This is a genomic window from Stenotrophomonas sp. UBA7606 (assembly GCF_002477705.1).
GTDB lineage: Bacteria > Pseudomonadota > Gammaproteobacteria > Xanthomonadales > Xanthomonadaceae > Stenotrophomonas.
In genome coordinates this window covers 80,289-101,568 of sequence record NZ_DLJW01000126.1, presented here as the reverse complement: position 1 = coordinate 101,568, position 21,280 = coordinate 80,289, and the positions used below count along the sequence as shown (strand labels likewise).

Sequence of the window (21,280 nt, the reverse complement as noted above, 5' to 3'; positions counted from 1 at the left end):
AATCTTCGTGCTTCGCCCAGAGTCCACCCTCCAGATAGTCGAACTCGTAGTTCTCTGGGTAATGCGAGTCCTCGGTGTCCAACCAGCCAACGACCACCAGCCTGCCTTCCGGCGCAGTCTCGATTGGTTGCCACTTCGGCGCGGCGCGCAGGGCGGCGCGACGGTTCCAAGCAGCAATTGCCGATTCCTTGCTGGTCCTGGACACACTGGCATTGCAGTCGCTGTTGGGACACCTCACCAACCAGACTGGCGTTTGCGGGCCGACAAATCCGTCATTCTGGTAGGCACCATCTTCTTCTTCGGCCATCGCGTTCCCACAGAACGGGCACGGTTTCAACTCCCTGGCGCGCTGCTGGTCATCGGTCATGGCGCTTCCTCGCACTTGGTTGACGTGTAGTAGATGATCGCGCTGCGTTCGCAGTGGTATTCCTCTCCGCAGGAGCCGCAGGTGACGATGGTGTCGCCTTCGATGCCGGGGCCGAAATTCAACTCCCAAGCATTGCGCTTTACGTCCCCACAGTACGGGCAGACTGGATCGTTCGTGTGGGATGTGTCACTCATCGCTCACCCCCGCGCCGTGGCTGGTGGGCTGCTCGTCGATAACTCGGATGATCCGGCCACCTTCGCCGTAGAAGGCTGGCCCCGTCACTTCCGGGTTCTTGTTGAGGACGTCGCAATCGCAGAGCATTCCGTGCGTGTTGTAGCTGCAACGGTTGTGGTGATACTCACGCTCCACGCTGCGGGTGATCTCCCACGCCCTTGGAAAATCGACGCTCACGCCCCCACCTCGGCGCTGGTGGCCTGCATTGCGGCGTCGAAGCCGGCACAGAACGCGACTTCAAGCCGGTTGCGCAGGTACTTTCCGCCAACCAGGCCATTTCGGTCGTTAGCGAGCATGCGCGCCTCATCGCTTGCTTGCCACGCATCACGAGCCATCGCAAGCACGCGACCGCAATCGCTGCCGCCCTTGGGGCTGGCGTCGATCAGCTTGGCCTGCTCGGTCAGCCACGCATTGGCCTGATCGAACGATTCGATGCCGAACTCCTGCGCCAACTTCCGGGCGATCTGGTACGGATGATCGAAGTTGTGGTCGTTCCAAACGTAGGCGATCCACAGCAACTTGCGAGCCAGCGCGTACACAGCTTCGGTGCAAGGGGCATGCAGGTCGATCCCCGGCGCTGCGGGGGTGCTTGCAAGTGCGGCGCGGTCGCGCCAAGCGGCCCAAAGCATCCGAGTGCGCGCAGCGTTAGGGCAGTAACCGCCACCCTGCTCGGCATCGCTCCGGTAGCCAGCGCCGTCCCACGTCGCACACAACGCCCAGCAGTGACCGCGCATCCATGCCTCGAACGCAAGCCGCTCTGCATCATTGGCCGGGGCACCTTTCGCACCCATCGCATGCGCAGATTCAATGCTCGGCCCATCAACCGGCGCTGCGGCGACGGGGGCGGCTGCATAGGCGCCAACAAGATGGAGCGGGCCTTCTACGTTGAGTTCGCTATTGATCCAGTCGTTGACCTGATCGCGGGAAGCCTCGCCAGCATTCCCGTCGTCTGCGGACATTCCGAACTGGACACAGCCGTCATCGTCTACGGCCAGCCAGTACGCCACCGCCTCCTGCGCTGCGGCCGACTGGGTGCTTTCTGCGTTCTTGTTGGTCATTTCGTGATCCTCAGCATGACGCGCCGGCCTTCGTGGCGGGCGGAGAACTTGCGGGGTTGAGCTGCGGTGCGCAGCCAGGGATATCGGGTGTGCACACCAGCCATGAGGCGGTGCGCCTTTGCGTGGCGAAGATGGCCGCCGAAGCTGGAAACCCGGGCGGCGATGTGCCGCAGGTCCGCCGGGGTAGCCCGCACGGTGTCGCCTTGCACGTGCTTTCCTTCCCACTCGGCCAAGGCCTGCTGCAGGTGGGCAACGACGCGCCGGCGAGCAAGGGTGTGGGTTGGGTAGATCACGTAGCCCAGGAAGTCCAAGCCGTCGGTCAGCCGGCACAGCTTTTGCTCGGCTTTCAGCCGCAGCCCCAGTCTCTGGTGGAGGAACGCCTCGATCTGATCGCGCCAGGCCTCCAGCTGCTCGCGGTCGTGGTGGAACAGCACGAAGTCATCGACATAGCGCAGGTAGCGCTTGGCCTTGAGCTGGTGCTTCACGAACTGGTCTAGGGCGTCCAGGTAGACGTTGGCGAAGAACTGGCTGGACAGGTTGCCGATCGGCAGGCCGCGCCCGGCCGGGGCGTTGGCGAGCCGCTTGTGTGGTGGAACCTGCGCCACTTCGGCAGCAGTTGCCCGACACTGCACGCCTGCATGCAGCGGAGAGCGCCGCAGCAGCGCGTGGGTGGCCTGCTGGACGCGGGCTGGCACCTTGCGTGCGGCCAGGCGCTTGCGCAGCATCTGACACAGCGTAGGGCGGTGGATGCTGTTGAAGAAGTTGGCAACGTCCAGCTGCAGATACCAGCCGCCACCCTGGCCGCTGTGAACCTGCCGGGTGAACTCCTGGGCCCGGCGCACGGCTGCATGGCTGCCACGGCCTTTCCGGTTCGCGTAGCTGTCGTGGATGAACATCTTCTCCCAGATCGCCTCCAGCTGCGGCACCAGCCAGTGGTGCACGACGCGATCTGCGAAATCCGGTGCATGGATCTCGCGGGCCTTCGGGCGGGTCGCGATGAAGCAGGTGGACGGGCGAGGCTGCCAGGTGCCAGCCTGCAGCTCACGCTGGATCTGCAGCAGCCCATCCGCCCAGCGATAGTCGAAACGCAGCTGGTTGAAGCTCGGAACCTTCTGGCGGCGTGCCCGCCGCCATGCCTGATACAACTCCTGCAGGCTTACCTCTCCCTGAAACTCACCGGCACGACGCACGGCCAACGCGAACCCGTTGTTGTTGCGGTGGTTGTTGTTGACGTTTCCGTTGTTGAAATTGACGTTCCACGCGGACGCCGAGGACCAGGCGGCCGCCTCCCCATACACTTGCGACCAGGCAGCGCAGCCCGGATGCGGATAGCGCTGCTTCGTCATGAGTTGGCCCCCGCAAGGGCGGTACGGGTACTCAGTTTCTCGCCACGCTGCGCTACGCCATTGGCTCGCGCATTCTGGGCATTGGGAGTGCTGAACCGGCGGTTCCACCCGCCGGCCTGGGCGCCCAGCTCGTGAGCCAGGCGCGCCAGCATTTCGAAGCGGCGGAAGCTGTTGAAGGCTCGCAACCGCATTGCCGCCTGCAGGTATTGCTTGAGTGCATCGACATCCCACACCAGCTGTCCCACCAGCGCGGCCTGATGCTCGCGGTCTCGCCATGCCCGGTTTGCATTGATGTTGACGGCCATGGCCTGCCGGCGCAGATCCGCGCCCACCGCATAGCGGTGGTAGCGCGGGAACTGGCGCACGGCCTTTTCGATCTCGTCCAGAAGACGCTCTGCGGCTTTGATAATGGGCGGGGGCTGGAAGCGGGATGTCATCGGTCAGCTCAGCAAAGAGTCAAATCACTGACCGGCACGACGCACGGCCAACGCGAACCCGACGCTGTCGCGGTGGAGGTAGTAGACGTTTCCGTCGTTGAAAAAGACGAGCCACGCGGACGCCGAGGACCAGGCGGCCGGAGTCTTGCTCCAGTACCAATCGCTCTGGATGTCCTGGAAGAAGTCGGTGTTGATAGCGGGCTCATAGCGCGAGCGGTCCACAAGCAGTGACAGCTCGTCGATGGTGGGCAGATCCCAATCGCTGTGGCCCGCAAGCGTCAGGGCCTTGGCAGCGGCCTCGCACTTCTCCTGCGGCACGTCCGACTCGACGATGCTGGTGGCGGTGAAGGTCAGACCATGCTCCGGCAGTTCGACGGCGACCCAGTCGGTGGCATCGTTGGGCAGTTGCTGGCCGTCGGCGCCGATCTTGATGAACTTGATGTTGCTCATTCGGTAGTGCTCCTGGTGATGATCAAAAAAGCCAATTACTGACCGGCACGACGCACGGCCAACGCGAACCCGTTGTAGCCGCGGTGGTCGTCGCCGACGTCCCCGTAGCCGAAATAGACGAGCCACGCGGACGCCGAGGACCAGGCGCAAGGCGTGCTCGTCCAGTGCCAGCGGGGTTTGACGCGGGGGAACAGCGAGGTGTCGATGGCCGGTTCGTGGCGGGTGTCATCGATCAGGGCGGCAAGCTCTGCACGGGTCGGAAGGCGCCAGTCGTTGGTGCCAAGCAGGGTCAGCTCTCGGCAGCGGGCTTCGCATGCTTCCTGGGTCATGCCGTCGTTGGCGTCTTCCGTGCTGCCCAGCGACTCGACAGACCACATTAGACCGGTGCTGTGGTCGATGACGGCCACGTGGTTCGTGAGGGAGCTCCCAGCCGGTAGGTGAGTGCCGTCTGCGAGGACTTTGGTAAAGCCTGCGAGCACCGGTGCATCTGCGTTGGAGCGCTCAGCTATGCCCCCGGTTATCTCGGCGATGCGAAATTCACTAGGCACCAGCCCGTGGACATTGAGGGTGCCGATGTTGAAATGGAGGTGTGTCATGCGGTGTGTCCTTTCGGATTGAAGATGGGCCGGCGGCGAGGGAAGCTGGTGATGGGATCGTCGAATTTGTTGGGAAGAATCTCTGGCTGCTTGCCTGTACGTGCGATCCATTGATCGACGGTTTCGCTGGACATGGCAGTAGGCTTTGGCGCAGGAACTGTTATTTCGGCCAGGCGAGCCGTGGCAGCTGCCAGACGTGCGATGTGGGCACCTTGTTTCTGGGCGAGTTGTTCTGCCCTTTTCCGCGCCCGACGAGTGCGCTCAGCTACACGTTGGTCCCGCTCTTGGGCCCGCATGGCAGCGCGTTGCGCCATGGCCTCCTTGCGCTCTGCCGCTCGTTGTTGGCGCGCGGCTTCCTTCTCGGCTTCCCGCTGGAGCTTCGCGGTTCTGCGGGCGCTGTCGGCGCCGCCGCTGCGACGCTGCGGCCTGCTGCTCGGGCTGGGGTCCCTCAGCCAGCGATAGCGCAGGGGGCGGCCGGGGATCCGCTCCAGCATTCCATCGCGGGCCAGGCAGTGGATGATCGAGTACATGCGCACCCGGCCCACCTCTGGTGTGAGACCGAGGGCTGTATAGATCTGATCTGCAGTGGCTTCGCCAAGTTGCTTTGCTATCTCTCGGACACGTTGCGCAATGGGTCGCTTGTCGTGGGCGGTGTCAGCGCGCCACTGCAGATAGGCCGCTTCTGCATTCTTGTAGGCCGCAGCGGCCTTCTCTGCCCACACCTGGTCGCGGGGTTTCGGCGGATTGAGGAAGTTGCGCTCCTGCGGCTCACGCAAGACGCTCCAGCGATGAGGTTTTGCCCCATCGGTGCAGGCGACAACCTGGTCCTGTTTCATCGCACGGAGCGTTGAGCGGATTGCGCACCGTGTGTAGCTATCGCTGATGCCAAGGGCGATGCAAATCTCATTGAGAGTGCTCGGCCCGTTAGAACGTATAACGGCTCGCACTGCAGCGGACCTGTTGTTGCTTCCGCGCACGTCGGCCGGGGTAAGTTTCAGCGCCGTCATGCGTCGCAGCCCTTGCCGATTTCGCCGCGGCGGCCTTCCGCTGAGGCAGTGAAATCACGCCAGTGCACCCAGCCGCGCAGCGGGCAGTGGAAGCCCCACTCGCGTAGAATTGGTGTGGTGGCGAACAAGGTCCAGCAGGGCGATGCGGCGGCGCCTGTTGTGCTGACCAACTCGACGCGGTGAGCGGCCCGGGGTCCACACAGCTTCAGGCTGCCAGGGGCGCGCGTGGTGCGCTTGTGAACCCCTCCGCTGTTGATTGTGTGTTCCACGTAACTGCCGCGCAGCAGCAGCGAGGCCCATGCCCACGGATGATCATGTAAGGCGCGATCATCGTCGCTGCGCAGAAACTTGTGCAGATACACGTTCGGCAAACGCATGCTCAGCCAGACGGCGAAGCGCTGCCAGCGCGTGCGGTGCGCTTCATCAACGTGGCGGTACCAGCCGCGCCACGGCGTCAGATACCAGCGCAGCAGATATGCTCCAGCAGGATCGTGGGCACCGACGACAAAGTCCGGAGGCCGGCGGCCAGCGATCTTGGTGATGAGGATTGTGGAAAGCAGATGAATCACTCGGCGGCCTCCGGAGTGCTGGTTGGGGATTTCCTTGCAAGCAGCTCCTGGGCGGCAGCTACACCGCGTGCATTGAGGGTGGCGACCTTCGGAAACTGGGGGTCATCCAGCGAGACCAGGCATGCTTCATCCAGCCAGCGAATAGGGCGGATGGTAAAAACCTGCATGCTGACGCGGCTGCTCGTGTTGACCTGTGCCGGGATTCCGGCGAAGCCGCCGCGGGTCTTATGTAGGCGCATGCCTTGCGCCGCATGTGCTGCGAGAAGGGCTTGTTTTGCCAGAGGCTGTAGGTACATGGGCGGGTCTCTTTACGCGCAGCGCTGGAGCGCTGCAAAGGCCTGCTCCTTGGCACGCGGCAGCAGGGAGATGGGTATGCGCTTACGCGCGTGCTCGTCAGTCCAGCGCGCCTCGGCAAGAGCGAAGTTCGTGTGAGGTTCGGTGGCTACACCGCAGGCGTGACATTCGATGTGGTACATCGGCGGGCAAGGCTGGCCGATAGCGTGGCCAACTGGCGCGCCGTGCGTCTCGACGATCTGCGGGCGGTGGCCCGGTGCGCACAAGGGCACGTCCGGCGGCAGTGGGCGGGAGGTCTGTAGCATGCTCAGCACCCCCGATGGGCGGCGACGAGGGGCGCAATCACCAGTCCGATCACAATGAGATTGATCAGGACCACGATGACCATGGCTAGCGGTGAATCTCTCCCTTCCGGATCTCGGTACTTCGGTTGATCCTGCTGCTTCATGCGGCACCGCCGGCGGTGGCTGATTCGTGGCCAAAAGGCACGTGCTGTGATGCCTGCACGCGCAGCGGGGTGTTGGGGGCGGGGCGGAATGTGCGTGCCAGCTGGATCTGCGTGAGTCGGCTGTAGCCTCGCTTTGCTGCCACTTCGCGGACTAGGGCTGCACCCCGGCGAATGGAGCTGAAATCAATGACGGAGTTGTTCATGCACGATGCTCCCGAACGGTGATTCCCTGGCGACTCAGCCAGCGGCAGGCGCGCTGCATTGCGCGCGGATCTAGGTGAAACGTGTTGCGGCCAAGCAGCAGGGCGCCGTTCTTCGTGGTAACCCTGCGAGTCGTGGTTACTGCGATTTGGTGGGGCGGACCTTTAGTTGAGTTCGCGTATCGGCCCGCCCACAGAAAGCCGGCGCAGGCCAACAGAACCAAGGTTTCGTTCCCTTTCCCGGTTGGGAAGAACTCTTCTGCGGGGTACTTGCTCATGCGCAGATCGCCTCGGCGGAGATTGGCGCAGGCACAAGCGTGGTGGTTTGGCCTAGCAAACCGTCGATCCAGTTCTGGATCTGAGTGAAACCGCCAGGGGTAACGCTGAAAGCTGCGGAACCCAGCCAGATCAGGGGGGATGCAAAGCTGTTCCGGACGCGCAGTTCGGTCAGGTCTCCAGTCGCAAATGCCACGTGCGCATCGCGGCTGCTTGCGGTGATGGTTACGCACGCAGGTGGCGAGAAGATCAATGTCACTCTCGCGTTTGCGGCATTGCCTGGGACTGTGATGCGCTGGGCGGAGCTCACGTGCGCACCTCCGCGACCATTTCGCGTGAGACGGCTTCAGCAATGCGGCTGGCGACGCCCATGCGGCGGCTGCGCCGCTTCTGGTTTCGGCTGTGTTCGCCCGCGCTGCGTTGCCGCAGTAGGTTGGCGCGTGAGTGTTCACGGGCGGCAACGCCCAGGATGCAGTGGATGGCCAACAGCGGCAGTTGCAAACGTGCCGAGCTGGCGTCGATGGCATGGCGGTTGGGCATGTCCGGCTCCTTCAGGGCATCAAAGAGGCCAATTACTGACCGGCACGACGCACGGCCAACGCGAACCCGTCGTAGCTGCGGTGGCCGCCGTCGACGCTCCCGCCGTCGACATTGACGAGCCACGCGGACGCCGAGGACCAGGCGCACAGGTCGCTCGTCCAGAACCAACGGGACGGAAAGTCAGGGAATGCGTCGGTGTCGATCGCAGGGTTGTAGCGGCCCAGATCGACCAGCGTGAGCAGTTGTTGACGGCTCGGCAGGGTCCAGTCTTCGTGGCCGCCCACGCGGCAGCCGGTCGCTGCGTCAGTTGCGGCTTGGTGGGTGATGTAGTTGTCGGACAGCGGCTTCGCCGTCCATTCCAGCCCCGTCGTGCTGTCGATGACGGTCAGGAGGACGCCGGCGGCGTCGTGGGTCTGGGTGTAGCGGGACTGCTCGGCTTTCATGGCGCTCTCCGGAAGAAGGAGGGCGCCGGCGGGTCATTGCGGCCTGTGGAGTGGCCTGCTGCCGGTCAGGGGAGGGGCCGGCAGGGTGGCGACCCGCCGGTCGCCCGCCGGCTTGGAGGGCCGGCAGGTGTATTTGTATGCGCTGGCCGCATATGTGTCAAGCGCATATTGCTTCGGTAAGTATGTGCCCGGTGATGGTCCGGTCAGGTTCTGTTGTGGTTAGGCTGATGCCACAGGGGAATGGAGCGTCGCCGTGAATGGATCCAAGGCCAGCTTGAGAACCGCCATGACGCTGGTGGTCGCAGGGGTTTTTGTGCTCGTGGCGGTCGCCACTTTTTGGTTTCTCGTGTCGCGCGCCATGGATAGAGTGGATGGCGACAACGCGAGGCCATCATCGGTTGCGGCTACGCCGGCAGCGGATGATAGACAGCGGATTGCTGCTGACGTGTTTGTGGCGTATGAGAAGGGGAAGTACCCAAAGCTCGCGTCGAAGGTTGGCGAGAGGTGGGCGGAGCTACAGGCCTTGCGTGAATCGGCTGCCCATGCTGCGCTGAAAGAGCCTGGTTGCGGGAAGGTAACCACCGCTGAAATCAGCGTTGACCGAAGTACGCGAGAAACCATCACGACGTTCGTTTACTGCGACGATTCAATGAACCGTATCGATTACACGGATGCAGAGTTGTCGTCAGATCCAAGTGTGCGCGCTGCAGCTGCACAGTTGGCGCGTGAGTCGGCTGAAAGGCGGGAGCAGGATGAGCAATGGTCCATCCACATGCAGGACCGTGTGCGCGAGCAGTTGAAAGACCCTGACTCGGCAGTTTTCAGAAACGCCCGGACGTACCACGGTAGCGGCGCTCCAGTGGTCTGCGGCGAGGTCAATTCCCGGAACAGCTTCGGCGGAATGAGCGGCTATCAGCGTTTTGTTGCGGCTGGTAGCGTGATAGCGCTGGACGAGCAGGTGGAGGGTGGCGTGCGGGAAGTCTGGAAGCGATTCTGCCGGGACTGACGTTCATTCGCTTTCTTGTCGGCAGAAGCCACTCAATCAGTGAGCGGCTTTTCCGCAATGCTGGTAACGACGCCGCAGATGCGGGTGGTGCGGTCAATCGGCAGGGTTGGATACTGCGGATTGAGCGGCACAAGGAATTGCTGGCCGCCATCGACAACCAGGCGCTTGAACGTCGTCTCGGCCTCTCCATCGATCTGAGCGATGACCAAATCGCCGCTTGAGGCGGGGCGTTCTGGATCCACAATGATGCGCGTGCCAGGCGGGAATGACGGTTCGCCGCGCGGATTTAGCATGGACTCGCCCTTGACCGAAAGGGCAAAGCTGCGTCGACTTACCCGCGTAGAGGTCGTTACGAAGTCACTGGCCTCCACGTGGCCGTCCCCCGCTTGGGGATCGGTCCACGAGCCTGCCTGCACCCAACCCAGCAGCGGCACCATGCGCGCGTTCGCTGCGATGGCAGGTGCACTCTGGCTCATGCCGGCGTCGTCGTCGGCCTCCGTGGCTGCCCATAGCTCTGAAACATGGATGTCGAGCACCTTGGCGATGGCAATCATCTGCGCATCGGTCACACCCTGGCGGCCATTCTCAATCCGCGAGATGGCGCCCTGATCTATTTCAGTGGCCTCCGCCAGTTGCTCTTGGCCGAGGCCTTGGCGCTTGCGGAAGTAGCGTATGGCTCTGCCGAGGGCTTTTCTGTGTTCCATGGCCGAATCATGGGGCTGAGTCATGCGCATATGAACCCCGCGCATATCATGGGCTTGACGGCAAATATGTTCTAGGCGCATATTGGCGCCCCATGCATAGTCACCTTCGTCCAGCGCGAAAGAAACAGGGGCTCACTCAGGCAGAGGTAGCTGCCCGGGTTGGCCGTGATCAGGCCACAGTTGCGAAGTGGGAGCGGGGGCAGCATCCAGTACCGCCCGATATCGCGCCGACAGTTGCCAAGGTGCTTGGTCTGACGGTTTTGGATGTCCTGTACGGCGATGCTGCACCTACTGATGAGGTGGCCTGAATGCTGATCGCGATTGAGGGTGCCCTTTCCAATGGCGAGATTGGTCTGCTCGTTGATGAGCCCGTGCTGTTGAGCGAGCCCGAAGGGGTTCTGTGCCTCACGGCTGACCAGTGGTCCTCCCTTATCCAGCAGCGCGCCGCCGCCGGCCGCCCGCTGCATCTGTGCGAGGTGCGCTGATATGCGCCGCTTAGACACTGCGAAGACCCTGCGGTTTGCGTTGGCCACCCTGCTGCTGGGAATTGGCATCGGTCTTCTGATCGCGGGCGGTATTGGCCGGCTCAAAGAAGACCGCGACGATGGCACCCGGACCGGTGTGCAAGTGGAACCGGCGGAGCGTGGTGAAGCGCAGCGGGGCTGGGCGGTTGGTCATGCCGCGATGTTGGGCGGTGCCCTCTTCAAAAAACACGTTCGCCTGGTGGCTGCATGAACGTTGACGACGCGGCACATGCCGTAGTTCACGACTACCCCGGTGGTAGTGAGAGCCTTGGCCCACGCGCCGGGATTGGTGCTGCGGTGCTGCGGAGCAAGGTGAACCCGAATGCTGGCACGCATCACCTGACATTGAAGGAGGCGGTGCGCATCACCGGGCTTACCGGCGATGTGCGCATCCTGCAGGCATTCGCACAGGAATGCGGCCATATCGTGCTGGCAGCGCCCGGAGACGATGACCGGCACGCAAGTGACATGGCGGTGCTGGAGCTGGTGGCAGCAGTAGGTGGATCCCAGGGCGACCTGTTCGGTTCCATCCATCGCGCCCTGGCAGACGGTGAGCTGACACCGGCAGAGCTGGCAACCATCCATGACTGTGGGCAGGCCGCCATGGCCCGCATCGCTGCACTGCTGCAGCGATTGGGCGGGATGGTGGAGCGGTGATGGCCGTGGCTATCTACCGCTCGCCCCAGGTATCACGAAAGCGCAGGCGCAAGCCGCTGAGCGCTGCAGGGGTACTGGCAATGCAGGCGGCCGCACTGGCACTGACCGATGCAGTGCCTGCCTTGGTCGGCGATGATGCCTTGGCAGAACGTGAGCGGCTGCGCTCGCTGGACGAAGCAAGGTGTACTGCACAGGGCGTGTTGTCGCTGGTGTGCGCCCCGTCCCCCCGAGTGGCAGCGGATGCTGAAGCGCGGGCGGTTGGTTCAGTAGGCGCGGGCGGCAGCGCGGCTCGTTCAGGTTCGCCGGTAGATGGGTCCTCCCTAGGTACCCCGGTTGCGGGTAATTCGGACCCCGATTCCTGTGTAGATAGCGGCCGGGGAAGTTACTGAATATGGCGGTCAACTATGACGACGCCCTGTCGCAGCTGCAGTCCGCCGGACTTCTCGTCACGTCGCTCGAACCCACAGGCAAAATGGTGCGCGTTCGAACTGAAGGCGGTGGGCGCGAGAAGCGCGGCTGGTACGTGCTGCACACCCTGAACTGCGACAACGGCGACCAGCTGATCGTCGGCACCTACGGTTCGTGGCAGGGCAACGAGAACGGCGCGCAGAAAATCGAGCTGCGGAAGCGCGACCAGGCATTCACCGCGGAACAACGCGAGGCGCTGAAGCGTCGGCTGGCAGAAGATCGCAAGCGTGCCGAGGCTGAGCGCCGCCGGCAAGCAGAGCGCGCCGCAGCGATGGCCACTCGCATGTGGGGCAAGGCGAGCGAGCATGGCGAAGCCGACTATCTGCACAGCAAAGGCGTGCAGGGCTTCGGCGTTCGCTATGGCAAGACCGGCGCCGCCGTGCTTCCGCTGCTGGACACCCACGGCACTGTCCACGGCCTGCAGATCCTGCGCAGCGCCGCCCAGGCAAAAGCCGCGAACAAGCCTTCGAAAGAGTTCTTCCCGCCAGGGCTGGTGAAGAAGGGGCACTTCCACCTGATCGGCGGGACGCCGCAGTGGATCCTGCTGCTGGCCGAAGGCTATGCCACCGCTGCAAGCCTTCATATGGCTACCGGATATCCCGTCGTTGTGGCATTCGACGCTGGCAACCTGCTGCCGGTGGCATCGGCGTTGGCCAAGCACTATCGCGGCATCAAGCTGCTGGTGTGCGCGGACGATGACACGTTGCAGAAGTGCACCAGTTGCAAAGAGCGCCTGGTGCTGTCGGATCACCCCGTCACGTGCCCGACGTGCGGCGAGGAGCACAAGGCCAAGAACGCGGGGCTGCTCGGGGCCGACGCGGCGGCGCTGGCGGCACACGGCGCCACCATCCTGCCAGTGTTTACGGATGAGCCGGGACGTCGCTCGCGATTCGTCGACGCTGGCAACAAGATCACCGATTTCAACGACCTGCACGCCGCCGAAGGCCTGCACGTCGTGCGATCGCAGATTGAAGCCCGCATCACGGAGCTTTCGTGGCGTTCACCGGCGGAAATTCCGCGCGCTTCAACCACCACCGCCGGGGGCGCGGGGAAAGCGAATCTCCAACCCATCGGCACTATCGAACACCTGCACGAGCGCTATGCGCTGGTCTATGCGCAGGGCGGTACCGTGTTCGACCGGCAGGAGCACATGCTGCTGTCGCTGTCCGATATGCGCGACCTGTGCCTGCGCCGTGAGCTCCACCGCGCATGGATGGAGAGCCCGGCCCGAAAGACGGTTCGTGTGCAGGAGGTCGACTTCGACCCGTCGCGCTCCAAGCCTGGCGTCACCTGCAACCTGTTCGGCGGCTGGCCAACCGAGCCGAAGCAGGGAACCTGCGACAAGCTGCTGCAGCTTCTGTGGCACATGTGCGGCAATGAATCGAACCAGCGCGCCCTGTACGAATGGGTACTATGCTGGCTGGCTTACCCGCTGCAGTATCCGGGCGCCAAGATGAAATCGACGATCGTGATCCACGGGCCGCAGGGCACCGGCAAGAACATGTTCTTCGATGAGTACATGAAGCTCTACGGCGAGTACGGCCGCGTGCTGGACCAGAGCGCTCTGGAAGACAAGTTCAACGACTGGGCCAGCCGCAAGCTGTTCCTGCTTGCCGACGAAGTGGTGGCGCGCACCGAGGTCTATCACCTCAAGAACAAGCTCAAGGCGCTGATCACCGGCGACCGTATCCGCATCAACCCGAAGAACATCCAGGCCTACGAAGAGGATAACCACGCCAACATGGTGTTCCTCAGCAACGAGGCCATGCCGGTCGTGCTGGAAGAGGATGACCGGCGACATGCCGTCATCTGGACCCCGGTGAAACTGCCCGCCAGCTTCTACGGAGATGTCATGGCGGAGATTGCAGGAGGCGGCACGGCCGCGCTGCATCACTACCTGCTCAGCCTCGACCTGGGCGACTTCACGAATGGCAGCCACCCGCCGATGACCGATGCCAAGCGTGAGCTCATCGGCCTGAGTGTGGACAGTCCTGAGCGCTTCTTCGACCAGCTGCTCGGCAACGACATCCCCGGCCTCAAGCCGCGGCCAGCATTGAGTAAAGAGTGGTACGAGGCCTACAAGCTTTGGTGCTCGAAAGAGGGCATCAAGAACCCGGCTCCGTCGCACAAATTCATCAACGCGCTGGTACGAAAGCGGGACGTCACCCATCCGGACCGGGCCCGCAAGCGGTATTTGCTTGCGACGGAGACGGAAGGCCCACACGGCTTCCTGCTGATCGGAAACTGCAAACCAAAGGACGGCCAGACGGAGACGGCGTTCCTCGGTGAGCAGGTAGTTCTGTTTCGTTCCCAGCTCAACGACTACCGGGGGGCGCGCTCATGACCGGCGATGTGCGGGACGTGCGGGCCGATGTGCGGGCAAATGTGCGGGCTGAAACGCTTGCAGCAGTATGCGTGTGCGGGACGTGCGGGCAGGACCTCTCATGCGGGCGTGCGCACGACGCAGGAAAGGTGTGTTTTGCATGTATCGAATCTGCACAGCCTCGCACGTATACGTTCCCGCACGTCCCGCACGTCCCGCACGTCGCTACTGCCGCAACGCTTTCGGGCTATTCGCTGCCCGCACGTCAGGCCGCACACACCGCACGTCCGCTCGCGCGCGTGTTCTTTCCTGCCTACGGCCTGTCGAAAGAAATGAAGAGGGAGGGATTGGCAGCATGAGTGCTGGAACCCTGGTTACTGGAAAAGAGCTCGCGGCGCACATTGGCTGCCGCCCTTCCTACATCGTCCAGCTCAAGCGGGAGGGTCGTGTCGTGCCGGCCGAGGGCGGCAAGGGCTACCTGCTGGAGCCATCCCTAGCGCTCTACCGTGAGACGCGTAGCCCCGCCCACCTGGCAGTGGCCCAGCGGCACGCCGTGGCCCGTAGTGGTGCACAGGCGGCGCAGTATCAGTCCGATGACGTGGACGATGTTGGCGACGACCCCGCGGCAGAACCGCCTGCTGGCGGTTCTCAGGTCCGCCGAGCCCGCGCCTTGGCCGACAAAGCCGAGGTGGACGCCAAAGCCGCCCAGCGCGATCTGGATATCAGCCTGGGCCTGCTGCTGGACCGGCGGGATGTCGAAGCGGTCCTAGGCCAGGCGGCCGGTGCCCTGCGCGCCGAGCTGGAGCGCATGGCCGATACCCTGGCGCCGCAGCTGGCCGCCACTGGCGATGAAGCACGCTGCCGCGAGTTGGTGTGGAACGAGGTCAGCCACAGCCTTGAAGAGCTGAGTCGCGCCTTCCGCGAGGTCGCCCAGGCGGGTGAGGTGGCGGCGTGAGTTACATCGGGCTGGCTAGCTCTTCGGAATCCATCGGCAACGTGCTCGCCCGCGCCTTTCTGCCGCGGCGTCCGATGAGCGTCTCGCAGTGGTGCGATGAGCACATGCGCCTGTCGTCGAAAGGCAGCAGCAAGGCCGGCAAGTGGCACACCGCCAACAACCCGCCGCTGCGTGAGCCGATGGACTGCATGTCCGCGCGCAGCCCGGTCAAGAGCATGGTCTGCCAGTTTCCCATCCAGTTCGGCAAAAGCCAGCTGGCCACCAACGCGCTCGCGTACTGGATGGACTATGCCCCGGCGCCCATCATGTACGCGCTGCCGGGCGAGGTGAGCCAGAACAAGTGGATCGCCCAGAAGCTCAATCCGATGATCGAAGTGGTTCCGGCGGTGCGCAAAGCGCTCAGCAGCACCGCCAGCCGCGACAGCGCCAACCAGCGCACCTTCAAGGATTTCGCAGGCGGTCAGCTGTACGTTGAGCATGCCGGCAGCCCGCAACGCCTGAAGTCGACCACCGCGCGCTATGTCATCGCCGACGAGCTGGACGAGTTCGCCCAAGCGCTGAGCACCGGCGACGACCCGGTCAAGATGCTGGACGGCCGAACCAGTGCTTTCCCCAGCACGTACAAGCGGCTCTATATCAGCACGCCCACCATTGCCGGGCTCAGCCGGATCAACCAGCTGTACGAAAAGAGCGACCGCCGGCGCTACCACGTCCCGTGCCCACACTGCGGGCACTACCAGGCCCTGCAGTGGGGCGGGCTGGTGTGGTCATCGGATGGCAAGGAAGCGTGGTACGCCTGCTGCGAGTGTGGCGCCTCGATCGATGAGCACCACAAGACCGACATGATCGCTGCCGGCCGCTGGGTACCGGAGAACCCCGATTCACCCATCCGCGGCTACACCATCAATTGCCTGTACTACCAGTTCGGCCTGGGCCCGCGCTGGGCGGAGCTGGCAGAGATGTGGCGCGACGTACAGAACGATCCGGCCGCCCTCAAGACCTTCATCAACGACCGCCTCGCCGAGACCTGGGAAGACCCGGCCATGCGCTCGGTGAAGCACTCCCTCGTTGCCGATCGGGCGGAGCCCTACAAGCTGCGCGCCGCGCCAATCAGCGTGCTGGCCATCACTGTCGGCGTCGATACGCAGGACAACCGTCTGGCCGTGCACATCATCGGTTGGGGGCGCGGCATGGCGGCCTGGACGCTGGACTACATCGAGCTGCCGGGCGATCCCGCGGAAGAAGCCGTGTGGCTCTCACTCACCGATCTGCTCAACCGGCCCATCGAGCGAGTGGACGGCGTGCTCCTGCGGCCAATGGCAAGCGCCATCGACGCCGGCGGTCACCGCACCGAGGCCGTCAAGCACTACGTCCGCAGCCGCCTGATCACCCGGCCCATGTGCATCTTCGGTGCCGTGCCAAACAACGCGCCGCTGCTCTCCAAGGGCAAGCTGGTGGACGTCACCTGGCGCGGCCGCACCGACAAGCGGGGCATCACCGTGTACCACGTCGGCACCGTTGCCGCGAAGCACTACCTCTACAGCCGCCTCGGCGCCGATGCCGAGAAGCAGGTGGATGCCAGGCTAGTGCACTTCTCCGATGAGCTGCCGGCAGAGTTCTTCCCCGGCCTCGTCTCGGAAATCTACAACCCGGTCAAGAACCGGTTCGAGAAGAAGGTGCAGCGCAACGAGCCGCTGGATACGTGGGTCTACGCCTACGCAGCCGCCCATCACCCGGAGCTGCGCCTACATCGCTACACCCGCGCTGACTGGGATGCGCTGGAGGCCCGGCTATCCGTCGCTGCCGCAGCGGCCGTGGATTCCCGTGAAACATCACGTCCAGCAAATGGCAGCAGCGCTCGCCCCGTAGATTCCCGTGAAACACCAAAGCCCGCCCGCCGCCGCAGCGGCTGGGTCGATTCGGAGTGAAGAACAGAATGGCCGACGACGTCAAAGTGGATGAACTCGTGGACCAGATCCGCGAAAGCTACGCCGCCTCCATCCGCATCGCAGAGCCCGGAATTCCGGCCCACGCAGCGCTGCAGCTGGCCGATACGCTCGTTGGGGTGCAGCTGGAAATCCTCGCAGGCAAGCGCGTCAGCTACCGTGCTAAAGCTGCAATCGATGGCGATGCCATCACCGAGGACTGGCGCCGGGGCAAGCCGTTGCAAGAGATCATGCGAGCCCATGGTTGCAGCCGCGCGGCCGCGTACAAGTATCACCCGAGCAAGCTGCAGCGCCGCGCCTGAAGAAAGTCCACGGTTTTCCACGACCGTGGACGAATCCATCTATATCTTGCGTGTCCATGTCGACTACGCAGCAACGTCTGGACGCTTACTACGCCGCCGAGGTGCGAATCCTCACGGCGGGCCTGAGCTGGCGGCTGGACATTCGCCAGCGACAGGAAGCCGAACTCGCGGAAATCCGCAAGGCCATCACTGCGCTTGAAGGCAAGCTGGCGGCAGAGCAGGGCAAGCGCAGCGGCGTCAGCAGCCTGCGTTACCGCACGGCGGTGTTCAATGACTGAGCGCGCCGGCGTCCGCATGAACCTGCTGGATCGCGGTATCGCCGTGTTCTCGCCGAAGGCCGCGCAGCAGCGCATGTTCGCGCGTTCTGTGCTTGCCCTGTACGAGGGCGGCCGCTCCACCAAACGCCGCAAGAAGAGCCGCGACAACTCCACCGGCGACCGCCTGGTGGTGCGTGATGCGGCCACCGTCCGCGCCACCGTCCGCGACCTCGAACGCAACTACGACCTGGTCGATGGCGCCATCACCACGCTGGTGCGCAACATCATCGGCCCGGCCGGTATCAGCATCGAGCCGACCCCGCGCAAAAGTTCGCCGGGCAACGACTACGACAGCATCGATGACGACTTCGCCCGCCAGTTGCTTGATCTGTGGCGGCAGTGGGTCGTCTCGCCGGAGGTCACCCGCACGCTCAACTGGGCGCAGTGCCAGGAGCTGGCCTGCCGCAGCTGGCTTCGCGATGGCGAGCAGTTCACCCAGCTGGTGGAAGGCACCGGCAGCTTCATCAAGCACGCCAGCAGCGTGCCGCTCTCCATTGAGCTGCTCGAGGCGGACGTGGTGCCACTGGATTACGATGACGCCGAAAAGCGCATCAGCGCTGGTATCGAGCGCAACGGCTGGGGCCAGCCGCTGAACTACTGGGTCTACAAGAATCACCCCGGCAACGGCGGCTGGGTGGGCGAGGACAACCTCAAGTCCGTGCCGGCAGATCGCTTCCTGCACCTGGCCGTGCGCAAGCGCCTTTCCGGCCTGCGCGGCATCAGCCTGTTCGCCAGCGCCATCGATCGCCTGATCGACATCAAGGACTACGAAGAGTCCGAGCGCATCGCTGCCCGCATTGCTGCGCGCATCGCCGCGTACATCAAGCGCGACAAGGACATGGAGTATCAGCCGCTGGCCGATGACGGCACCGCGGTCAACCCGGCAGAGCGCGATTTCCTGCTGGAAGCCGGCGCCATCTTCACCGAGACGCTGCCGGGCGAATCCATCGAGATGGTCAACCCGAACCGCCCGAACACCATTCTGGAGCAGTTCCGCATGGCCATGATGCGCGCCGTGTCGCGCGCCATTGGCCTGAGCTACTCCAGCCTTTCCGGCGACTACGACGGCACCTACAGCGCCCAGCGCCAGGAGCTGGTGGAGAGCTACGACGGCTACCGGATGATGACCGGCCAGTTCGTCGCCCGCTTCGTCCAGCCGATCTGGGAGCGCTTCGTCGCGCTGTCCATCGCCTCGGGCAAGTTGCGCGTTCCCGCCGGCATCCGCCCGGAAACCGTCGCCCAGGCCGTGTTCCGCGGCCCGAAGATGCCGTGGATCGATCCGGTGAAGGAAGCCAACGGCATCAAGCTGCTGGCCGAAGCCCGCGTGCAGTCCATCACCCAAGCCATCGCCGAGCGCGGTGGCCGCATGCAGGACGTCTTCGAAGAGATCGCCCGCGAGCGGTTCCTCGCTGCTGAGCTCGGTTTCTCGCTCGATGCGGCCGCCGCCGCGCCTGCAGAGCCGTCGCCCGATCCCGAAGACGAAAAGACGCCCCCGCGCCAGCGCGCCCCCCGTGCCCGCGCCCCCCACACTGGAGACAACGCATGAAGCCCACCCTGTTGGCTGCTGTGGTAATGGCCTCGCTCGCAATGGTTCCGCAGGCTTCGCCGCGTGGCACCACCGAGCGCCCGCATATCGAGCCGCTCATGCGACTGCAGCCGCTGGCCGGCGCCGACGACGCCTATGAGCTGCTGATCTACGGCGACATTGGCGAAAGCTGGTGGGGCGATTCCGTCACCGCGCAATCCGTCGTGCTGCAGCTCAACGAGCTGCCGGCCACCGTCGCCACTATCAACGTGCGCATCAACAGCTACGGCGGCAGTGTGGCCGATGGCCTGGCCATCTACAACGCGCTCAAGCGCCACGGCGCCACCAAGGCCGTAACCGTCGACGGCGTGGCCATGTCCAGCGCCTCGCTGATCGCCATGGCCGGCGACACCGTGCACATGCCGGCCACCTCTATCCTCATGATCCACGCCCCGTGGGGCGGCATCGCCGGCAACGCGAAAGAGCTGCGCCAGTACGCCGACGTGCTGGATACCTTCGCCGAGGGCATGGCTGACGCCTACGTCGTCAAGTCCGGCAAGAGCCGCGCCGACATCCTGGGCCTGCTGCAGGACGGTGCCGATCACTACTACACCGGCGCCGAGGCTGTGGCCGAAGGCTTTGCCGATGCCGTGGATGAAGACGCCGCCGAAGACGGCGCCGCCGATGAGCAGGCCCGCGCCTTCGCCGCCATCGTCGCCCAGCGCGTCACCGCGCGTGGCGCCTCGCCGCAGCACGCTGGCATGGCCATCGCCGCCGCAATGCGCACGCGCTTCCCGTCTGCCAGCTCCGCGGCGGCGGCCGCGCTCGCACCGAATCCGCCGGCCGCTTTGGCCGAGCCCACCCCGCCGGCGGATGCCGGTAATCCCACCGGAGACACCACCATGCCCACCGCGCTCACCAACGAACAGAAGCAGGCACTGGCCGCCCGCCGCGATACCATCCGTGCGCAGTTCGTCACGTTCGAATCGCGTACCGATCTGGACCAGGCCGCGCTGGCCACCCTGCGCCAGTCGTGCGAAGACGACACCGACATGACCGCCGAGCAGGCCGGCGCAAAGCTGCTCGCCTTCCTTGGCAGCGCCACCCCGGCCACGCCCAGCGCCGCTGGCGCCCCGGCCGCTGCGCCCACCGGCTCGCTCACGCAGGACGAAACCGTCACCTACCGTGAGGGCGCATTCAACGCGCTGCTGCATCGTGCCAACCCGTCCGCGCACAAGCTGGAAGGCGCAGCCGCCCAGTTCCGTGGCATGGACCTGATGGACATGGCGCGCGATTCCGTCGAGCGCGCCGGCCACCGCACCCGCGGCATGTCCAAGCAGGAAATCGCGGTCAAGGCGCTGCAGTCCACCAGCGATTTCCCGGCCATCCTCGGCAACACCGTAAACCGCAGTCTGCGCGCCGGCTACGATGCCGCCCCGCGCACCTTCCTGCCGTTCTCGCGCCAGGCCACCTTGCCGGACTTCAAGGAAATCAGCCGCGCGCAGCTGGGCGGCGCGCCCTCGCTGAAGCGTGTGGTGGAAGGCGGTGAGTACGAGCAGGGCAGCATCGGCGATGGTGCTGAAAAGTACCGCGTGCACAAGTACGGCCGCATCGTCGCGCTGACGTGGGAAACCATCGTCAACGACGACCTGGACGCACTGAGCCGCATCCCGTTCGCATTCGGCGCCAGCGCCTCGGATCTGGAATCCGATCTGGTCTACGCCATCCTCAGCAACAACCCGGCAATGGCCGATGGCGTCGCCCTGTTCCACGCCAGCCACGGCAACCTGGGCACCGCCGCCAAGCTGGCCGATGCGCTGGACCCGAGCAAGGCCAACCCGCTGTCCGCCATGCGCAAGGCGATGCGGCTGCAGAAGGGTATCGAGGGCCGCTATATCACGGTCAACCCGCAGTTCCTGATCGTGCCGCCGTCGCTGGAGGAAGTGGCGCTCAAGGCCACCAACGCCGCCATCGTCGCTGCCAAGGGCGTGGACCTGAACGTCACCGGCGTGACGCTCACCCCCATCGTGGAGCCGCGTCTGGAAGACGGCAGCGCCACCGCATGGTTCGGCGCCGCCTCGCCGGGCGTCATCGACACCATCGAGTACGCCTACCTGGAAGGCCACGAAGGCGTGTTCACCGAAACGAAGCAGGGCTTCGAAGTCGATGGCGTGCAGGTCAAGTGCCGCCACGTCTTCGGCGCCAAGGCCATCGACCACCGCGGCTTCTACATGAACGCCGGCCTGGCGTGATCGGCGCGGGGTGCAGGCATGCCTGTACCCCGTAGT

At 64.5% G+C, this 21,280-nt stretch carries 27 protein-coding genes; 12 read left to right on the top strand and 15 right to left on the bottom strand.

The annotated features are described in order from the left end of the window. The 14 genes from B2527_RS16875 to B2527_RS16810 all read right to left on the bottom strand — a co-directional run. A partial coding sequence (locus B2527_RS16875; protein ID WP_293716399.1) for a Lar family restriction alleviation protein occupies positions 1-367 on the bottom strand: 367 nt, incomplete at its 3' end. Next, positions 364-489, bottom strand: a complete 126-nt coding sequence (locus tag B2527_RS16870; protein WP_293716396.1) for a hypothetical protein — start codon at positions 487-489, stop codon at positions 364-366. The genes B2527_RS16870 and B2527_RS16875, both read right to left, overlap by 4 nt. A 64-nt stretch (positions 490-553) precedes the next feature. Next, on the bottom strand, positions 554-778 hold the full coding sequence (locus tag B2527_RS16865) for a hypothetical protein (RefSeq protein ID WP_293716393.1): 225 nt from the start codon (positions 776-778) through the stop codon (positions 554-556). Next, positions 775-1,659: a hypothetical protein gene (locus tag B2527_RS16860; RefSeq protein ID WP_293716390.1), complete on the bottom strand. Its 885-nt coding sequence runs from the start codon at positions 1,657-1,659 to the stop codon at positions 775-777. Before B2527_RS16860 ends, B2527_RS16865 begins: the two co-directional genes overlap by 4 nt. Further along, positions 1,656-3,113: a reverse transcriptase/maturase family protein gene (locus tag B2527_RS16855; protein ID WP_293716387.1), complete on the bottom strand. Its 1,458-nt coding sequence runs from the start codon at positions 3,111-3,113 to the stop codon at positions 1,656-1,658. The genes B2527_RS16860 and B2527_RS16855 overlap by 4 nt, the downstream gene beginning before the upstream one ends. Further along, positions 3,002-3,442, bottom strand: a complete 441-nt coding sequence (locus tag B2527_RS16850) for a four helix bundle protein (RefSeq protein ID WP_293716384.1) — start codon at positions 3,440-3,442, stop codon at positions 3,002-3,004. The genes B2527_RS16855 and B2527_RS16850 overlap by 112 nt, the downstream gene beginning before the upstream one ends. A gap of 24 nt (positions 3,443-3,466) precedes the next feature. Further along, positions 3,467-3,892, bottom strand: coding sequence for a DUF1566 domain-containing protein (locus B2527_RS16845; protein WP_293716381.1), 426 nt, complete (start codon positions 3,890-3,892; stop codon positions 3,467-3,469). 35 nt (positions 3,893-3,927) lie between these two features. Continuing rightward, positions 3,928-4,488 carry a DUF1566 domain-containing protein gene (locus B2527_RS16840; protein ID WP_293716378.1) on the bottom strand — a complete coding sequence of 187 codons (561 nt, stop codon included), beginning with the start codon at positions 4,486-4,488 and terminating at the stop codon, positions 3,928-3,930. Continuing rightward, positions 4,485-5,324 carry a hypothetical protein gene (locus tag B2527_RS16835; protein WP_293716375.1) on the bottom strand — a complete coding sequence of 280 codons (840 nt, stop codon included), beginning with the start codon at positions 5,322-5,324 and terminating at the stop codon, positions 4,485-4,487. Before B2527_RS16835 ends, B2527_RS16840 begins: the two co-directional genes overlap by 4 nt. A 167-nt stretch (positions 5,325-5,491) precedes the next feature. Further along, positions 5,492-6,064: a hypothetical protein gene (locus B2527_RS16830; RefSeq protein WP_293716372.1), complete on the bottom strand. Its 573-nt coding sequence runs from the start codon at positions 6,062-6,064 to the stop codon at positions 5,492-5,494. Continuing rightward, positions 6,061-6,360 (bottom strand): hypothetical protein, encoded by a 300-nt coding sequence (locus tag B2527_RS16825; RefSeq protein WP_293716369.1) that lies wholly within the window; start codon positions 6,358-6,360, stop codon positions 6,061-6,063. Before B2527_RS16825 ends, B2527_RS16830 begins: the two co-directional genes overlap by 4 nt. 920 nt (positions 6,361-7,280) lie before the next feature. Beyond that, positions 7,281-7,592 (bottom strand): hypothetical protein, encoded by a 312-nt coding sequence (locus B2527_RS16820; RefSeq protein WP_293716366.1) that lies wholly within the window; start codon positions 7,590-7,592, stop codon positions 7,281-7,283. Next, positions 7,589-7,822, bottom strand: coding sequence for a hypothetical protein (locus B2527_RS16815; protein ID WP_293716363.1), 234 nt, complete (start codon positions 7,820-7,822; stop codon positions 7,589-7,591). Before B2527_RS16815 ends, B2527_RS16820 begins: the two co-directional genes overlap by 4 nt. A gap of 32 nt (positions 7,823-7,854) precedes the next feature. Next, positions 7,855-8,265 carry a DUF1566 domain-containing protein gene (locus B2527_RS16810; RefSeq protein ID WP_293716360.1) on the bottom strand — a complete coding sequence of 137 codons (411 nt, stop codon included), beginning with the start codon at positions 8,263-8,265 and terminating at the stop codon, positions 7,855-7,857. Positions 8,266-8,551: 286 nt separating this feature from the next. Between B2527_RS16810 and B2527_RS16805 the strand changes: the two genes are divergently transcribed. Further along, a complete protein-coding gene (locus B2527_RS16805; protein ID WP_293716357.1) occupies positions 8,552-9,271 on the top strand; it encodes a hypothetical protein in 720 nt (239 codons plus the stop codon). A gap of 32 nt (positions 9,272-9,303) precedes the next feature. On the opposite strand, the gene B2527_RS16800 is transcribed toward B2527_RS16805, so the two are convergent. Then, positions 9,304-9,975 (bottom strand): LexA family protein, encoded by a 672-nt coding sequence (locus B2527_RS16800; RefSeq protein WP_293716354.1) that lies wholly within the window; start codon positions 9,973-9,975, stop codon positions 9,304-9,306. 92 nt (positions 9,976-10,067) lie between these two features. Here B2527_RS16800 and B2527_RS19620 point away from each other — a divergent pair, with 92 nt between their 5' ends. From B2527_RS19620 to B2527_RS16750, 11 genes are all read left to right on the top strand, one after another. After that, positions 10,068-10,283 (top strand): helix-turn-helix domain-containing protein, encoded by a 216-nt coding sequence (locus B2527_RS19620; protein ID WP_414717122.1) that lies wholly within the window; start codon positions 10,068-10,070, stop codon positions 10,281-10,283. Next, complete coding sequence (locus B2527_RS16795) at positions 10,284-10,460, top strand: hypothetical protein (protein ID WP_293716352.1); 177 nt, start codon at positions 10,284-10,286, stop codon at positions 10,458-10,460. A gap of 1 nt (position 10,461) precedes the next feature. Continuing rightward, positions 10,462-10,710, top strand: coding sequence for a hypothetical protein (locus B2527_RS16790; protein ID WP_293716349.1), 249 nt, complete (start codon positions 10,462-10,464; stop codon positions 10,708-10,710). Beyond that, on the top strand, positions 10,707-11,156 hold the full coding sequence (locus B2527_RS16785) for a phage regulatory CII family protein (protein ID WP_293716346.1): 450 nt from the start codon (positions 10,707-10,709) through the stop codon (positions 11,154-11,156). Before B2527_RS16790 ends, B2527_RS16785 begins: the two co-directional genes overlap by 4 nt. A gap of 391 nt (positions 11,157-11,547) precedes the next feature. Beyond that, entirely contained in the window at positions 11,548-13,968 is a 2,421-nt protein-coding gene (locus tag B2527_RS16780; protein WP_293716343.1) for a DUF5906 domain-containing protein, read from the top strand. A gap of 334 nt (positions 13,969-14,302) precedes the next feature. Then, a complete protein-coding gene (locus B2527_RS16775) occupies positions 14,303-14,902 on the top strand; it encodes a hypothetical protein (RefSeq protein ID WP_293716340.1) in 600 nt (199 codons plus the stop codon). Continuing rightward, positions 14,899-16,830 (top strand): phage terminase large subunit family protein, encoded by a 1,932-nt coding sequence (locus B2527_RS16770; RefSeq protein ID WP_293716337.1) that lies wholly within the window; start codon positions 14,899-14,901, stop codon positions 16,828-16,830. The genes B2527_RS16775 and B2527_RS16770 overlap by 4 nt, the downstream gene beginning before the upstream one ends. Before the next feature lie 8 nt (positions 16,831-16,838). Further along, the gene (locus B2527_RS16765) at positions 16,839-17,150 is read left to right on the top strand and encodes a hypothetical protein (RefSeq protein ID WP_293716334.1); all 312 of its coding nucleotides are present in this window, start codon (positions 16,839-16,841) and stop codon (positions 17,148-17,150) included. Positions 17,151-17,206: 56 nt separating this feature from the next. Continuing rightward, positions 17,207-17,428, top strand: coding sequence for a hypothetical protein (locus B2527_RS16760; RefSeq protein WP_293716331.1), 222 nt, complete (start codon positions 17,207-17,209; stop codon positions 17,426-17,428). After that, complete coding sequence (locus B2527_RS16755; protein ID WP_293716328.1) at positions 17,421-19,013, top strand: phage portal protein; 1,593 nt, start codon at positions 17,421-17,423, stop codon at positions 19,011-19,013. The genes B2527_RS16760 and B2527_RS16755 overlap by 8 nt, the downstream gene beginning before the upstream one ends. After that, positions 19,010-21,244: a ClpP-like prohead protease/major capsid protein fusion protein gene (locus B2527_RS16750; protein ID WP_293716325.1), complete on the top strand. Its 2,235-nt coding sequence runs from the start codon at positions 19,010-19,012 to the stop codon at positions 21,242-21,244. The genes B2527_RS16755 and B2527_RS16750 overlap by 4 nt, the downstream gene beginning before the upstream one ends. The last annotated feature ends 36 nt before the right edge of the window (positions 21,245-21,280 follow it).

What these genes read in the sequence shown, in the direction of transcription:
- B2527_RS16845 (WP_293716381.1), bottom strand. Translation starts at nt 3,892, where the DNA reads ATGAGCAACATCAAGTTCATCAAGATCGGCGCCGACGGCCAGCAACTG.
- B2527_RS16805 (WP_293716357.1), top strand. Translation starts at nt 8,552, where the DNA reads ATGACGCTGGTGGTCGCAGGGGTTTTTGTGCTCGTGGCGGTCGCCACT.
- B2527_RS16760 (WP_293716331.1), top strand. Translation starts at nt 17,207, where the DNA reads ATGTCGACTACGCAGCAACGTCTGGACGCTTACTACGCCGCCGAGGTG.
- B2527_RS16825 (WP_293716369.1), bottom strand. Translation starts at nt 6,360, where the DNA reads ATGTACCTACAGCCTCTGGCAAAACAAGCCCTTCTCGCAGCACATGCG.
- B2527_RS16780 (WP_293716343.1), top strand. Translation starts at nt 11,548, where the DNA reads ATGGCGGTCAACTATGACGACGCCCTGTCGCAGCTGCAGTCCGCCGGA.
- B2527_RS16860 (WP_293716390.1), bottom strand. Translation starts at nt 1,659, where the DNA reads ATGACCAACAAGAACGCAGAAAGCACCCAGTCGGCCGCAGCGCAGGAG.
- B2527_RS16795 (WP_293716352.1), top strand. Translation starts at nt 10,284, where the DNA reads ATGCTGATCGCGATTGAGGGTGCCCTTTCCAATGGCGAGATTGGTCTG.
- B2527_RS16835 (WP_293716375.1), bottom strand. Translation starts at nt 5,324, where the DNA reads ATGAAACAGGACCAGGTTGTCGCCTGCACCGATGGGGCAAAACCTCAT.
- B2527_RS16790 (WP_293716349.1), top strand. Translation starts at nt 10,462, where the DNA reads ATGCGCCGCTTAGACACTGCGAAGACCCTGCGGTTTGCGTTGGCCACC.
- B2527_RS16850 (WP_293716384.1), bottom strand. Translation starts at nt 3,442, where the DNA reads ATGACATCCCGCTTCCAGCCCCCGCCCATTATCAAAGCCGCAGAGCGT.
- B2527_RS16775 (WP_293716340.1), top strand. Translation starts at nt 14,303, where the DNA reads ATGAGTGCTGGAACCCTGGTTACTGGAAAAGAGCTCGCGGCGCACATT.
- B2527_RS16815 (WP_293716363.1), bottom strand. Translation starts at nt 7,822, where the DNA reads ATGCCCAACCGCCATGCCATCGACGCCAGCTCGGCACGTTTGCAACTG.
- B2527_RS16765 (WP_293716334.1), top strand. Translation starts at nt 16,839, where the DNA reads ATGGCCGACGACGTCAAAGTGGATGAACTCGTGGACCAGATCCGCGAA.
- B2527_RS19620 (WP_414717122.1), top strand. Translation starts at nt 10,068, where the DNA reads ATGCATAGTCACCTTCGTCCAGCGCGAAAGAAACAGGGGCTCACTCAG.
- B2527_RS16785 (WP_293716346.1), top strand. Translation starts at nt 10,707, where the DNA reads ATGAACGTTGACGACGCGGCACATGCCGTAGTTCACGACTACCCCGGT.
- B2527_RS16750 (WP_293716325.1), top strand. Translation starts at nt 19,010, where the DNA reads ATGAAGCCCACCCTGTTGGCTGCTGTGGTAATGGCCTCGCTCGCAATG.
- B2527_RS16755 (WP_293716328.1), top strand. Translation starts at nt 17,421, where the DNA reads ATGACTGAGCGCGCCGGCGTCCGCATGAACCTGCTGGATCGCGGTATC.
- B2527_RS16840 (WP_293716378.1), bottom strand. Translation starts at nt 4,488, where the DNA reads ATGACACACCTCCATTTCAACATCGGCACCCTCAATGTCCACGGGCTG.
- B2527_RS16800 (WP_293716354.1), bottom strand. Translation starts at nt 9,975, where the DNA reads ATGGAACACAGAAAAGCCCTCGGCAGAGCCATACGCTACTTCCGCAAG.
- B2527_RS16810 (WP_293716360.1), bottom strand. Translation starts at nt 8,265, where the DNA reads ATGAAAGCCGAGCAGTCCCGCTACACCCAGACCCACGACGCCGCCGGC.